Below are 13,162 nucleotides of genomic sequence, written 5' to 3'. Positions count from 1 at the left end.
CCGGCTCACCGGCCTGCCCGGTTAGGCCCTCTGGATCCCACGCCCGCCAGGCCCCTCCGACGCGTCGCACCGCGCCCCGGCTTCTTGGCTCCGGCGGCCAGAGCTGGCGCTCCTCCGTCCCGTACGCCCTCCCGTGGACGCGTCACGCCGTCACACGGTCGGGACCTCATGGGTCGGGCGGACCGACGCCCCGGTACCCGGCCTCCGCGCTCGTACCCATTCACCCCGTCTTCCGTCCCTCTCTCACGAAGGGAACCTCCATGCCCGACGTCTTCGTCAACTACCGCACAGGCGACGAGGAATCCGCGGCAACCATGATCGCTCGGGAGCTCGCCCGGCGGTTCGGCGGCGAGCGGATCTTCTTCGCCAGCAACTCGATCGAGCTCGGACACCGCTTCCCGGTGGAACTGGTCAGGGCGGTGGAGGAATGCGAGGCGCTCCTCGCCGTGATCGGCCCCCGCTGGGCGGAGGTGCGGGGAACCGACGGCCGCCCCGCCCTCGAAGCCGAGCAGGACTGGACCCGCCGCGAGATCCAGACCGCACTCGAGCGAGGGATCCTGGTGATCCCCGTGCTCGTCGGAAAGGCCACACGGATCGACCGCGCCGTTCTCCCGGACGACCTGCGGGAATTGGCAGACTGCCAGTACAGGCGGTTCGACCACCGCAACGCCGAGTCGGACCTGACGGCGCTCGGGGACGCTCTCGCCCGGCTGCTGCCCGAGCTGGGCGCGGTGGACGGCGACGCCCGTGCTGCGCGGGAGCGGGCTGAGGCGAAGTCCCGCAAGAAGCCGGCCCAGGACATCCAGCACACCAGGATGCGGACGCGCGACGTCGAGCAGCGCGTGCGCGGCGGCATCGGAAACCTCAACGGAGACCTGTCCGGCACCTTCGTCAACGAGCCGCAGGGGCCCGTGAACACCGGTCGAGGACACCAGTACAACGCCCCCCACTTCCAGGGCGACAACACCGGGGTACAGTTCACCGCGGGCGACAACAGCGGTACGGTCCACCAGCGCTTCGAGCGCGAGCGCCGGCGCTCGGACGACGGACGATGACCGAGCAGGACCGCGTCACAGTCAACGACCCGCACGGCCCGGTGAACAACGGTCCGGGCCCCCAGAACGTCTTTTACGGCGTCGGCAAAGACTGGATGATCCGCAAGGGAGTCGAGTCCCTCCGGATCGTCCGCGAGGACCGGGTGCGCCTGGCCGACCGGTTCGTTCCGCCGGTCGGCTACCGCGTCGCCGCCGACCGTCTGGAGAAGCCCGGATCGGTGGTGCTGCTGGAGGCTCCGCCCGGCAGCGGCCGCCGCGCCGCGGCGATCATGCTGCTGCACGGGATCGGTGAGGAGAGGGGCGCCGACGGGGAGGGGGTCCGGTTCGAGGAGCTTCCCGCCACGGACAAGGACGAGACGCCTCTTGCCCCCGGTGAGGGGGACCGCTTCCTCCTCGATCTCTCCAGAAGCGCCGACGAGGAGGCGTACGCCGAGGGCCAGTGCCGCCTGGCCGTGTACCGGTCGCAGGTCCAGGAGGCGGGAGCCTACATGGTGGTCGTCCTGCCGTCGGGCATGGAGCACGCTCACTCGCCGGACCTCGAACCGCACACGGTGACGCTGGGGCGCCCCCGGGGCGTCGCCGTCGTTACCCGGCACCTCCGCATGGACCGGATGGCCTTCCGCTCCGCGGACCTGGGGAGCGCTGACGTCCAGCGCCTGTGCGACCGCTCCCCCATGCGGGAACTGGCGCGGCTCGCGGGACTGGTGAAGGCCGCTCGCGACAGCGGCCGGTTCGGCACCGACTTCGCGGGATGGCTCGACCAGGCGATACACGCGGTGACCGATCGCGCCGGTGAGGTGGGCCGACAGGTGGCCACGGTCCGCACCGCGCCCGAGCGGGCCCTGCTGCTCGCGACGGCCGTGTTCGAGGAGACCCGCGCCGACACCGTCTACGAGGCGTGGAACGGCCTGATGAAGACGGTGGGGCACGAGGAAGAGGCGACGACCGAGCTCGCGCGGACGGATTTCGGGGAGCGGTTGGCGGCGCTCGGAATCGAGCGGGACCCGGACGGTCGGCTCCGTTTCGAGCGGCTGGCCTACGCCGACGCGGTACGGACGTACTTCTGGGCGAACTTCCCCGGCGTGCGCGGCGACCTCAAGGATTGGATCGGCCAGGCCGCCGGGCTGCGCGGTCTGACCACCGACGATCGGGTGAACATCGTCGTCCGTTTCGGCGAGCGGTCCCTGGCCGTCGGGCGGCCCGACCACCTCTTCGACCTCGTGGTGCGCTGGGCCGACCGCGCGACCGGCGTGTCCTGCGACCCGCGAGCCGTGGCGGCCCTCGAACTTGGCCTCAGCCACGAGCGGTTCGGGGGATGGTTCCGCAGGCGGATGTACGAGTGCGCGAGGTCCGGCCCCTTGTCGGACGGTCTCACCCGCGTCCTGACCACCGCCTGCCTCCGGAATCTCGGTGCGACGCACCCGGATCAGGCGATGGTGCGGCTCCACTACCTCGCCGTACGGAAGGGGGAGGCGGCACGCGAGGCACGGGAGGCACTTCTCGACCTCGCCGGCCGCGACCGCCGGCTCTACCGACTGCTGATCAACCGCCTGCGGAACCGGACACGTCGGGAGACATCCCGGGCGGAGCCCCATCTTCGGCTGCTGACGGTGCTCTTGATGAGCGAACGGGCACCGGACCCACCGCCATGGCCGGATCTGTCCCGGGGCTGGGGGACGATTTTCTCCCAGCCGCCGACGGAACTCTGGAACCCGCTGGTGAGCAGTTGGCTGAACGCCGCGGCGCGCGACGGTACGCGGGAGATGGCGCTAGGCGTGATGGTCGGGGCGACACGCGGCCGCACGGCCGCTCTCCACCGCCTCTACACCATCGCCTGCGACTGGGCGGGGACCGCGCGCCACCCGTCCCGGGCGGCGGTCGCCGCCCTCTTCTGGCAGCACATCGACCACGCGCAGTTCGCCCCCACGGAGCGTGCGGGCGCCGGCCCACGGACCACGGAAGAGGAACGATGAAACACCGCTTTCCCAGCCTGCTGTTCGTTGTTCTCTGCGGCCTCACACCGGTTGTGCTCGGAAACCTCCTGCACTGGTCGGCGTGGCTGTGGGGCTTCATGTCGACGGTCACGGTTTCGGGCTCCCTGCTGCTCGTGATGACGGTCCTCAGCGGTGGCCGTGCGCCGGCTGCCCCTTACGAACCCGGGGAGCCCGAACCGCCCGCGGCACCGACGGAGCCGCCCTACCAGGAGACGCGGGTGGTTGACGCGGCACTGCCAAGCGCGGCGGACGGCTACGACTTCCTCTTCTCCGCCACCGTGTGGTGGAGGCCGGTCCCTGACCACCCCGACCGGTCCGACGGCGCCTCCCCGGCCCTCGCGGTGTCCTCGATCCTCAGCCGGGCCCTGCAGGTCGTCCACCGCGAGGAGCCCGGACGCGCGAGCTTCGCGCGGTACCTCCTGGAGGGGGAGCTGGCCGTCCCACTCCCGGACCGGGGCGGACGGGTCAAGGCCCTCGCGGCCGATGTGACGCTGACCCTCGCCCAGGCCGACCGCGAGCGCCTGCGGAAGCTGAACGACCTTCGCAAGGACGAGGAGATCTGGGAATACGAGCGTCAGCACGAGCGCAACAAGCGACGCTACCTCGGTGACGACGTACTCAAGAGCGCGGGCAGCGCGGTGGTGTGGTGGCTCGCCCGCCACGAGGACGAGATCGAGAAGGCGGTCGACATGATCGGCCCGCTCGCCCAGATCGCGGCGGCAGCCAATGACGAGGAGGTGCCCGAACTCTTCCGCCACCTGCTCGTCCCGCCCGTGAGCGCGCGGAGCGAGGCGGCCGTCGGGGGTCCGCTGTGGGGCGGGGGCGGCCAAGCAGGAGGGACGTTCGACCGCGAGGAGGAAGTAGGGGTCTCGGATCGGCTGCTGCTGTTGCTGGCGGCGCTGGGCCTCAAGCCGGACATGGACGAGTACACGGTGTTCGTGCACCGCGTGGTGCGGAGCCTGGAAGCGGCCGGGCTGGATGAGGCCGCCGAGGAGATCAGGCGGACCCTTCTCCCGACGCCCGACGAGGGCGGGGGCGAGTGGCCGGAGGATGGGCCTTCGGGCGAAGGGGACACCACGGGGCCCTGGTCACCGCGCTTCCCAGACCCCAAAGGCTCGCCGTTCAGCGACGCGGCTGCGGACCCGGATGCCGGCGCAGGCGAACGGAACCAGGACTGGCGGAAGATGAACGAAGACGACGACATGACACCTCCGTACTTCTGGGACCCCTCGCACAGCCCACACCGGCCCGCCGCACCTCGCGCACGGGACGAGGACGCCGAGGCGGGGAACTGATCCGGTAGGCCCTCGATTCTCCGGGCTGTCCCGGAGAATCGAGGGTCAGCGACGTGGTGGAATTCCACTACACGTTGAAGCGGAACTCCACCACGTCGCCGTCCCGCATCACATAGTCCTTGCCCTCCATGCGGGCCTTCCCCGCCGCGCGGGCCTCGGCTACCGAGCCGGTGGCGACCAGGTCGTCGAAGGAGATGACCTCGGCCTTGATGAAGCCCTTCTGGAAGTCGGTGTGGATCACACCGGCCGCCTCCGGGGCGGTCGCGCCCTTCTTGATGGTCCAGGCGCGGGACTCCTTGGGGCCGGCGGTGAGGTAGGTCTGCAGGCCGAGGGTGTCGAAGCCGACGCGGGCGAGGGTGGCGAGGCCCGGTTCGTCCTGGCCTACGGACTGGAGGAGCTCGAGGGCCTCCTCGTCGTCGAGCTCGGCGAGGTCGGCCTCGAGCTTGGCGTTGAGGAAGATCGCCTCGGCGGGGGCGACGAGGGCGCGCTGTTCTTCCTTGAAGGCGTCGTCGGTGAGCTCGTCCTCGTCGACGTTGAAGACGTAGAGGAAGGGCTTGGTGGTGAGCAGGTGCAGGTCGTGGAGGACGGCCGCGCGGTCGGTGCCCTGGACGATGCCGGCGGAGAACAGGGTGCGGCCCTCGTCGAGGATGGCCTTGGCCTCTTCGACGGCCTTGACCTGGGCCTGCTTGTCCTTCTGGATCCGCGACTCCTTGACCAGGCGCGGCAGCACCTTCTCGATGGTCTGGAGGTCGGCGAGGATCAGCTCGGTGTTGATCGTCTCGATGTCGTCCTTGGGCGAGACCTTGCCGTCGACGTGGACGACGTTCTCGTCCTTGAAGGCGCGGATGACCTGGCAGATCGCGTCGGACTCGCGGATGTTCGCCAGGAACTTGTTGCCCAGGCCCTCGCCCTCGGAGGCGCCCTTGACGATGCCCGCGATGTCGACGAAGTCGACGGTGGCGGGGAGCTTGCGGGCCGAGCCGAAGATCTCGGCGAGGGTGTCGAGGCGGGGGTCGGGGACGCCGACCACTCCGACGTTGGGCTCGATGGTGGCGAACGGGTAGTTGGCCGCCAGGACGTCGTTCTTGGTCAGGGCGTTGAACAGGGTCGACTTGCCGACATTCGGCAGACCGACGATTCCGATCGTGAGCGACACGTTGGCGACTTCCCGTAACTTCCCGTAGCGAGAATGTGACGACAGGGACGAGGCCCGCTGCGGGGCCGATGCACCAGTCTACGGGGCCGCTCCGCGTCACCCGGCCGGACTGAAAATCGGTCGAACACACTGCCAAGGTCCTGCGAAGGGCGTGTCCAACGCCGGATTCCGGGCACCCCTCGACCTACGTTGGTCGGGTGGAGCACTACAGCACCCGTACGCCGCGCCGCTCGTACGCCCCGCCGCCCCGCCCGGCGGCGGACGACAGGGACGTGGGCCGGGACAGGTACAGAGGCGGCGCGGGCGAGGGGGCGCGCGCGCCGGAGGGAGCGGCGCGGCGGCCCCGGGCGGGCGGTGCGACGGCCGTGGGCACCGTGGGGCGCGCGGTGGCCGGGGTGCGCTACCCCGCCCCGCGCCTCACCGGCTTCGGCGCGGGGCTGCTGGCGACCGTGGTCATGCTGGGCTTCGGCTGCCTGGACGCGCTGCTGTTCTCCGCGTCCACGACCGCGTACGGCGTGGTCTTCCTGCTGGCGTGCACGGCCTGCGGGCTGTGGGTACGGCCGGTGGACCTGGCCGCCGCCCCGGTCGGGGCGCCGATCGCGTTCGCCTTCGGGCTGCTGCCGATCAACGACGGGACGGAGGGCCTGGCCGGGCAGGCGATGGGCGTGTTCACCGCGCTGTCGCTGAACGCCGGCTGGCTCTACGCCGGCACCCTGCTGGCCTCGCTGGTCGTCCTGGCGCGCAAGGGCGCCCTGGTCAGCCGGCGGAACCAGCGGCAGCAGTGGGAGCGGCAGCTGAGTCGCGGATCCCGGCCGGATCAGCCGCCGCGGACCGAGCCGCCATCGCGGCCCCCACGATCCCCGCGTTGTTCTGCAGCCGCGCAGGCACGACCTCGGCCCTGATCCCCTCGATCAGCGGCAGGAACTTCGCCGCCTTGCGGCTCACCCCGCCGCCGATCACGAACAGCTCCGGTGAGAAGAGCATCTCCAGGTGCGCGAGGTACTTCTGCACCCGGTGCGCCCAGGTCTGCCAGCTCAGGTCGTGGTCCTCCTTGGCCTTGGACGAGGCCCGCTTCTCCGCCTCGTGGCCGTGCAGCTCCAGATGGCCGAACTCGGTGTTGGGCACCAGGCGTCCGGCGGTGAAGACCGCGCTGCCGATGCCGGTGCCGAAGGTGAGCAGGATGACCGTGCCCCTGCGGCCGCGTCCGGCGCCGAAGGTCATCTCCGCGATCCCGGCCGCGTCCGCGTCGTTGACCACCGTGACCGGCGAGCCGAGCCGCTCGCCGAGCAGCGCCGCCGCGTCGACGTCGATCCAGCCCTTGTCGACGTTCGCGGCGGTACGGGTCGTACCGTCCGTCACCACGCCCGGGAAGGTCACCCCGACCGGCCGCCCGGACCAGCCGAAGGCGTCCACGACCTCACGGACCCGGTCCGCGACCGCGTCGGGCGTGGACGGCTGCGGGGTGAGGACCTTGAAGCGCTCCTCGGCCAGGTCGCCGCGCGCCAGGTCCACCGGCGCGCCCTTGATGCCCGAGCCGCCGATGTCCACGCCCAGGATCCGCTCCGGCGCCCGCTCCTGGACCTGCCCGTGACCCTCGGTCGGCGCGCCGGCCCCCGCCGGGCCTTCCGGCCGGGCGGTCATGCGTCCTGGGAGGGGGCCTGGGAGGGAGCGGCCACCGCGGCCTCCGCCTCCGCCCTCAGGTCGCGCCGCAGCTCCTTGGGCAGCGAGAAGGTGAGGCTCTCGCGCATCGGCTGGACGACCTCCACATCCGCGAAGCCGCGCTCGGCCAGCCACTCCAGCACGCCCTCGACCAGCACGTCCGGCACCGAGGCGCCCGAGGTCACGCCGACCGTCGTCACGCCCTCCAGCCAGGCCTCGTCGATCTCGCTCGCGAAGTCGACCAGGTGGCCGGCCTTGGCGCCGGCGCCGAGGGCGACCTCGACCAGCCGCACCGAGTTGGAGGAGTTCTTGGAGCCGACGACGATCACCAGGTCGGACTCGGCGGCGACCTGCTTGATCGCGACCTGGCGGTTCTGCGTGGCGTAGCAGATGTCGTCGCTCGGCGGGCTGACGAGCGCCGGGAAGCGCTCCTTGAGCGCGTCCACGGTCTCCATGGTCTCGTCCACGGAGAGCGTGGTCTGGGACAGCCAGACGACCTTGGACTCGTCGCGGACCCGGACGTTCTTCACGTCCTCCGGGCCGTCGACCAGGGTGATGTGGTCGGGCGCCTCGCCGCTGGTGCCGATGACCTCCTCGTGGCCCTCGTGACCGATCAGGAGGATGTCGTAGTCCTCCTTGGCGAAGCGGACGGCTTCCTTGTGGACCTTGGTGACCAGCGGGCAGGTCGCGTCGATGGTGGCGAGCCGGCGCTGCCTGGCCTCGTCGTGGACGACCGGCGCCACACCGTGCGCCGAGAAGATCACGATGGATCCCTCGGGCACCTCCTCCGTCTCGTCGACGAAGATCGCGCCCTTCTTCTGGAGGGTCTGCACGACGTACTTGTTGTGGACGATCTCCTTGCGCACGTAGATCGGCGCCCCGTACTGCTCCAGGGCCTTCTCTACGGCGATTACGGCACGGTCCACGCCGGCGCAGTAGCCGCGGGGGGCCGCGAGCAGGACCCGGCGGGCAGGCGATGCAGTCATGGTCACCATGGTAGGGGGCCGCGGACTCGGGGAATTGTCGGTGACGGCCGATACGCTCGCGGGCATGGCTGTCAACACGTCCGCTGAGGCGCCGATCCCGGTCGGCGAGGTGTCCCGGCTGATCGGGGGGTGGATCGACCGGCTCGGGGCGGTGTGGGTCGAGGGGCAGATCACCCAGCTGTCCCGGCGCCCGGGCGCCGGGGTGGTGTTCCTCACCCTGCGCGACCCCAGTTACGACATCTCGCTCACCGTCACCTGCTTCCGCGCGGTCTTCGACAAGGTCGCGGACACGGTCACCGAGGGCGCGCGGGTGGTGGTGCACGCCAAGCCGGAGTGGTACGCGCCGCGGGGCCAGCTCTCCCTGCGGGCCGCCGAGATCCGGCCGGTCGGCATCGGCGAGCTGCTGGCCCGGCTGGAGCTGCTGAAGAAGTCGCTGGCGGCCGAGGGCCTGTTCGCGGCCGACCGGAAGAAGCCGCTGCCGTTCCTGCCGCAGCTGATAGGGCTGGTCTGCGGGCGGGCCTCGGCCGCCGAGCGCGACGTCCTGGAGAACGCGCGGCTGCGCTGGCCCGCGGTCCGCTTCGAGGTGCGCAATGTCGCCGTGCAGGGCGTCCATGCCGTGCCGCAGGTGATCGAGGCCGTCCAGGAGCTGGACGCGATGCCGGACGTGGACGTGATCATCGTGGCGCGCGGCGGCGGCAGCGTGGAGGATCTGCTGCCCTTCTCCGACGAGCAGCTGGTGCGGGCCGTGGCGGCCTGCGCCACGCCCGTGGTCTCGGCGATCGGCCACGAGCCGGACTCGCCGCTGCTCGACCTGGTCGCCGATCTGCGGGCGTCCACCCCCACCGACGCGGCCAAGAAGATCGTGCCGGACGTGGGCGAGGAGCTGGTGCGGATCCAGCACCTGAGCGAGCGCGCGCTGCGCAGCGTGCACGGCCTGCTGGACCGGGAGGAGCGGGGACTCGCGGCGGCGCTGGCGCGGCCGTGCATGCGGCAGCCGCACCGGATGGTGGACGAGCGGGCCGAGCAGGTCTCCGGGCTCCTCGACCGCGGCCGGCGCTGCCTGGGGCATCTGCTGGACCGCGCGGACTCGGAGCTGATCCACACCCACGCCCGGGTGGTGGCCCTGTCGCCCGCCGCGACCCTGCGGCGCGGCTATGCGGTGTTGCAGCACGCGGACGGGTCGGTGGTGCGTGCCGCGGCCGAGGTGAGCGCGGAGGAGGAGCTCAGGGCGCGGGTCGCCGAGGGCGAGTTCACGGTCCGCGCGGTTGCCGGTCCCGCTGACGTTGCCGGTCCGGCTGTCGGCCCTGCTGAGGTTGCCGGCCCCTCCGACGTTGTCAGTCCCTCTGAATAGGCTGTGCGGCATGGCGAAGACGGACGAGAAGGCCACCCAGGCGGCCGGGAGCGCGGCCGAGGCGTCCACGCTCGGCTACGAGCAGGCGCGGGACGAGCTGGTCGAGGTGGTGCGCCGCCTGGAGGCGGGCGGGACGACCCTGGAGGAGTCGCTCGCCCTGTGGGAGCGCGGCGAGGAGCTGGCGAAGGTCTGCCGCCGCTGGCTGGAGGGCGCGCGGGCGCGGCTGGACGCGGCGCTGGCCGAGTCGGCGGAGGGGGACGACACCGGGGCGGGCGAAGGCGGCGACGACAGCCGCTGAGGGAGCGGGCCGTCCAAGGCCCGCCCCCATCGGCGTGCGCGTGCGGTGACCACAGCCGGACCGATCACAGCCGGACCGACCGCAGCCGGACCGAGCCGCCCCGCGCGGGTGGGGCGCGGCGGCGGTCGGGTCAGCCCTTCTTCGCGGTGAGCGCGGAGGCCATCTCCGTGAGCTGGCCGAACGAGGCCGTGCCGGTGACCACCGTGGTCACGCCCGGCTCCGTGTGCACCAGGGCGTTGTACTTGTCACCCTTGTAGCGGACCCACTCCTTGCCGTCGATCCGCTGCGCCCGGTCCGTCTTCTTCGCCCGCTGGGTGACCTCGGCGACGTACGGCCCCGTCTTGGCGTTGCTCTGCTCGACCGCGACGTACTCCTCCTCCGCGGTGAGGAAGCCGAGGTGCCACGCCGTGTCGCCCTGCGGCCGCGACGATGTCTCGGGCCCGTACGTCACCGAGGTCGCGCGCCAGCCCTTGGGCAGCCTGCCGGGCTCCGGGGCGGCCACCGGGTACGGCGCCGCGCGCCGGGCGGTGATCAGCTCTACCCTGTAGTCGACCGTCTTCAGCGGATTCTTGCTGTCGTCGTGCGGAATGGCGAAGACGTAGATGCCCGCTGCGACGGCGCCTATCACCACCAGCGACAGCAGCATGTCCCGCACCGTCTCTTTGCCTCGCATACCTGCCACGCCCCCTATCGTCCCTCATGGCAGTCGTGCTCATGCGTGGGGCCCTCTGCTCACATTCGCAATCAGCGGATACTGTGCTTTTCGGGGGGCTGTCCCCAGCTCCCCCACAACGCACAATCACCCTCACATCCGGCCGTCGCCGTACAGAAAGGTGCGATCCGATGACCGAGCATCATCTGCCGTCCCAGCTGGAAGTCAGCCCCGAGGCCCCCGACCGCAACCTGGCCCTGGAACTGGTCCGGGTCACCGAGGCCGGCGCCATGGCCTCCGGTCGCTGGGTGGGACGAGGCGACAAGAACGGCGCCGACGGCGCCGCCGTCAAGGCCATGCGCTCCCTCGTGCACACCGTCTCCATGAACGGTGTCGTCGTGATCGGCGAAGGCGAGAAGGACGAAGCGCCCATGCTCTTCAACGGGGAGCGGGTGGGCGACGGGACCGGCCCGGAGTGCGACGTGGCCGTGGACCCGGTGGACGGCACCACGCTCACCGCCAAGGGCATGGCGAACGCGGTGTCCGTGCTGGCCGTCGCCGAGCGCGGCACCATGTTCGACCCGTCCGCGGTGTTCTACATGAACAAGCTGGCCACCGGCCCCGAGGCGGCCGAGTTCGTCGACATCACCGCGCCGCCGGGGGTCAACATCCGCCGGATCGCGAAGGCGAAGAAGTCCAGCCCCGAGGACGTCACGGTGGTCGTGCTCGACCGGCCCCGGCACGAGAACATCGTCAAGGAGATCCGGGAGGCGGGCGCCCGGATCAAGTTCATCTCCGACGGCGACGTGGCCGGCGCGATCATGGCCGCGCGCGAGGGCGCCGGTGCGGATCTGCTGCTGGGCATCGGCGGCACGCCGGAGGGCATCATCGCGGCCTGCGCGATCAAGTGCCTGGGCGGCACCATCCAGGCGCAGCTGTGGCCCAAGGACGACGAGGAGCGGCAGCGCGCCATCGACGCGGGCCACGACCTCGACAAGGTGCTGGAGACGGACGACCTGGTCAGCGGCGACAACGTGTTCTTCGTCGCCACCGGGATCACCGACGGCGATCTGCTGCGCGGGGTGCGGTACCGCGCGGAGACCGCGACCACCCAGTCGCTGGTGATGCGCTCCAAGTCGGGGACCATCCGGCAGATCGACTCGGTCCACCGGCTGTCCAAGCTGCGCGCCTACGCCTCGGTCGACTTCGACCGCGCGCGGTAGCGGGCACGCACAGGCGGGGCCCCTCCTCCCGGCGGGGCCCAGACCCCTCTTTTTTTTGCGGGGCTCGGCTCGGGCGCTTACGAGGGCCCGGCTCGCCGCTTCCGAGGGCTCGGCTCGGGCGCTTACGGGGCGCGGCTCGCCGCTTTCGAGGGCCGGGCTCGCCGCGGCCTCCGTCAGCCCGCGGCCGCCACCCGCACGGCGCGCTGCAGCTCCGCCTCGCGGCGGCGCCGGCGGGCCAGCACGACCCGGCGCTCGGCGGCGGTCAGCCCGCCCCACACCCCGTACGGCTCGGGCTGTAGCAGGGCGTGCTCCCGGCACTCGACCATGACCGGGCAGCGCGCGCAGACGCGCTTGGCGGCCTCCTCCCGCGACAGCCGCGCAGCCGTGGGCTCCTTCGAGGGAGCGAAGAACAGCCCGGCCTCGTCCCGGCGGCACACCGCCTCCGAGTGCCAGGGCCCTGCCTGATCCCGCGCGGGGATGCGCTGCGGGGGCACGGCGGCGTCCAGCAGGGGCTGATGCGGTTGCAGCACGGTCTACTCCTGACGACGGCTCCGGTGGTCACCCTTGCCCGCCTCGCCCGTACGGCCCGTTAGCACCCCCATCAGCCGTACGGGAGACGATGCACCAAGCCTTACCCGCTGTGCGCGTGCTTATGCACACCGTTGCCCCGGCCGGAAATTCAATATGAACGTAGGTTCTTCAGGCGTTTTCCGCGCTTTCGTGTGGTCTCGACACCGCCGAACAAGGCGAATCCCCGCACCACGACGACCGGGGCGTCCGGATCCGGCGCCTCGTACCCCTTGATGTCGAATCCGCCGAAGACGCCCGCGCCGCCGCCGCTGACGGTGACGTTCTCCGGGACCTTGATCTCTACCCCGCCGAAGACGGCGGAGATGTTGATGACGATCTCCCGCTGCTCGAACAGCGCCTCGGTCAGATCGATCTCCACGCCGCCGAAGAGAGCGAGGACGTTGGTGGTGCGCCGCACCCGCCAGCGACCCTTGCGCATCGCGCCGCCGAAGACGGCCACGAGGTTGTCCGTGGCGGGCAGGGCACGGGCCCCCTGCGGGCCCCGGCCGCCCGCCCCCGGCACCGGGGACGCCCCGACGGCCCGGCCGGCCGCCCCGACAGCCGGCAGATCGCGGACCAGGGGCTCCAGCTCGCCGACGGTCTTGGCCCGGTACGTCGCGTCGATCCGCTCGGCGTGCTCCTCCGGGTCCAGCCTCCCCTCGGCCAGCGCCTCGCGCAGGATGTCCGCGATCCGGTCGCGGTCCGCGTCCGAGGCCCGCAACTCCGCGCTGGACGCGGGCGCGCCAGGCGCGGGGGCGGGGGCGGTCTTCGTCAGGGGCACCGGCTGCTGCTCAGTCACCCGACCAGATTAGCCACTCGCGATACATCGCGACTAGGGGTTGGGCGACTCGCCGGACGGAGTCCGGCGCAGCTGACCGAAGCCTGGGAGGCCCCCCGGGGCCGAGCAGTGCGAGCGATCCAAG

General features: G+C 71.7%; 12 protein-coding genes and 1 pseudogene. 7 read left to right on the top strand and 6 right to left on the bottom strand.

All coding sequences use genetic code 11. From position 1 onward, the window contains the following. Positions 1–260: 260 nt before the first annotated feature. The 3 genes from BBH68_RS18820 to BBH68_RS18810 all read left to right on the top strand — a co-directional run bounded on the left by BBH68_RS18820 (position 261) and on the right by BBH68_RS18810 (position 4,344). A complete protein-coding gene (locus BBH68_RS18820; protein WP_065963972.1) occupies positions 261–1,055 on the top strand; it encodes a toll/interleukin-1 receptor domain-containing protein in 795 nt (264 codons plus the stop codon). Further along, the gene (locus BBH68_RS18815; RefSeq protein WP_065963971.1) at positions 1,052–3,028 is read left to right on the top strand and encodes a hypothetical protein; all 1,977 of its coding nucleotides are present in this window, start codon (positions 1,052–1,054) and stop codon (positions 3,026–3,028) included. The genes BBH68_RS18820 and BBH68_RS18815 overlap by 4 nt, the downstream gene beginning before the upstream one ends. 239 nt (positions 3,029–3,267) lie before the next feature. Further along, complete coding sequence (locus tag BBH68_RS18810; RefSeq protein WP_425428824.1) at positions 3,268–4,344, top strand: hypothetical protein; 1,077 nt, start codon at positions 3,268–3,270, stop codon at positions 4,342–4,344. Positions 4,345–4,411: 67 nt separating this feature from the next. On the opposite strand, the gene ychF is transcribed toward BBH68_RS18810, so the two are convergent. Further along, on the bottom strand, positions 4,412–5,500 hold the full coding sequence (gene ychF, locus BBH68_RS18805) for a redox-regulated ATPase YchF (RefSeq protein ID WP_065963968.1): 1,089 nt from the start codon (positions 5,498–5,500) through the stop codon (positions 4,412–4,414). A gap of 197 nt (positions 5,501–5,697) precedes the next feature. On the opposite strand from ychF, the pseudogene BBH68_RS44265 reads away from it, so the two are divergent. Next, positions 5,698–6,234, top strand: a pseudogene (locus tag BBH68_RS44265) (DUF6542 domain-containing protein); the annotation flags it as partial. Positions 6,235–6,256: 22 nt separating this feature from the next. Here BBH68_RS44265 and ppgK read toward each other — a convergent pair. Continuing rightward, on the bottom strand, positions 6,257–7,141 hold the full coding sequence (ppgK, locus tag BBH68_RS18800) for a polyphosphate--glucose phosphotransferase (protein ID WP_079151072.1): 885 nt from the start codon (positions 7,139–7,141) through the stop codon (positions 6,257–6,259). Continuing rightward, positions 7,138–8,154 (bottom strand): 4-hydroxy-3-methylbut-2-enyl diphosphate reductase, encoded by a 1,017-nt coding sequence (locus BBH68_RS18795; RefSeq protein ID WP_065963966.1) that lies wholly within the window; start codon positions 8,152–8,154, stop codon positions 7,138–7,140. The genes ppgK and BBH68_RS18795 overlap by 4 nt, the downstream gene beginning before the upstream one ends. A gap of 55 nt (positions 8,155–8,209) precedes the next feature. On the opposite strand from BBH68_RS18795, the gene xseA reads away from it, so the two are divergent. Both xseA and BBH68_RS18785 read left to right on the top strand, forming a co-directional pair. Continuing rightward, on the top strand, positions 8,210–9,496 hold the full coding sequence (gene xseA, locus BBH68_RS18790; protein WP_065964076.1) for an exodeoxyribonuclease VII large subunit: 1,287 nt from the start codon (positions 8,210–8,212) through the stop codon (positions 9,494–9,496). 10 nt (positions 9,497–9,506) lie between these two features. Beyond that, positions 9,507–9,794: an exodeoxyribonuclease VII small subunit gene (locus tag BBH68_RS18785; protein WP_065963964.1), complete on the top strand. Its 288-nt coding sequence runs from the start codon at positions 9,507–9,509 to the stop codon at positions 9,792–9,794. A 130-nt stretch (positions 9,795–9,924) separates the two neighbouring features. Here the strand turns inward: BBH68_RS18785 and BBH68_RS18780 are convergent, their stop codons facing one another. Continuing rightward, entirely contained in the window at positions 9,925–10,467 is a 543-nt protein-coding gene (locus BBH68_RS18780; protein ID WP_079151071.1) for a DUF4245 domain-containing protein, read from the bottom strand. Between the two features lie 170 nt (positions 10,468–10,637). Between BBH68_RS18780 and glpX the strand changes: the two genes are divergently transcribed. Beyond that, entirely contained in the window at positions 10,638–11,669 is a 1,032-nt protein-coding gene (gene glpX, locus BBH68_RS18775) for a class II fructose-bisphosphatase (protein WP_065963962.1), read from the top strand. A 173-nt stretch (positions 11,670–11,842) separates the two neighbouring features. On the opposite strand, the gene BBH68_RS18770 is transcribed toward glpX, so the two are convergent. Continuing rightward, the gene (locus tag BBH68_RS18770; RefSeq protein WP_014176756.1) at positions 11,843–12,199 is read right to left on the bottom strand and encodes a WhiB family transcriptional regulator; all 357 of its coding nucleotides are present in this window, start codon (positions 12,197–12,199) and stop codon (positions 11,843–11,845) included. Between the two features lie 149 nt (positions 12,200–12,348). Further along, on the bottom strand, positions 12,349–13,038 hold the full coding sequence (locus BBH68_RS18765; protein WP_065963961.1) for a DUF1707 SHOCT-like domain-containing protein: 690 nt from the start codon (positions 13,036–13,038) through the stop codon (positions 12,349–12,351). Between the last annotated feature and the right edge of the window lie 124 nt (positions 13,039–13,162).

Source organism: Streptomyces sparsogenes, assembly GCF_001704635.1.
In the GTDB taxonomy this organism is placed as follows: Bacteria; Actinomycetota; Actinomycetes; order Streptomycetales; family Streptomycetaceae; genus Streptomyces; species Streptomyces sparsogenes.
This window is presented reverse-complemented; position numbering and strand designations above follow the sequence as displayed.

Excerpts from the sequence above, each read along its gene's own strand:
- BBH68_RS18820 (WP_065963972.1), top strand. The coding sequence starts at position 261 with ATGCCCGACGTCTTCGTCAACTACCGCACAGGCGACGAGGAATCCGCG.
- BBH68_RS18815 (WP_065963971.1), top strand. The coding sequence starts at position 1,052 with ATGACCGAGCAGGACCGCGTCACAGTCAACGACCCGCACGGCCCGGTG.
- ppgK (WP_079151072.1), bottom strand. The coding sequence starts at position 7,141 with ATGACCGCCCGGCCGGAAGGCCCGGCGGGGGCCGGCGCGCCGACCGAG.
- BBH68_RS18795 (WP_065963966.1), bottom strand. The coding sequence starts at position 8,154 with ATGGTGACCATGACTGCATCGCCTGCCCGCCGGGTCCTGCTCGCGGCC.
- xseA (WP_065964076.1), top strand. The coding sequence starts at position 8,210 with ATGGCTGTCAACACGTCCGCTGAGGCGCCGATCCCGGTCGGCGAGGTG.
- BBH68_RS18785 (WP_065963964.1), top strand. The coding sequence starts at position 9,507 with ATGGCGAAGACGGACGAGAAGGCCACCCAGGCGGCCGGGAGCGCGGCC.
- BBH68_RS18780 (WP_079151071.1), bottom strand. The coding sequence starts at position 10,467 with ATGCGAGGCAAAGAGACGGTGCGGGACATGCTGCTGTCGCTGGTGGTG.
- glpX (WP_065963962.1), top strand. The coding sequence starts at position 10,638 with ATGACCGAGCATCATCTGCCGTCCCAGCTGGAAGTCAGCCCCGAGGCC.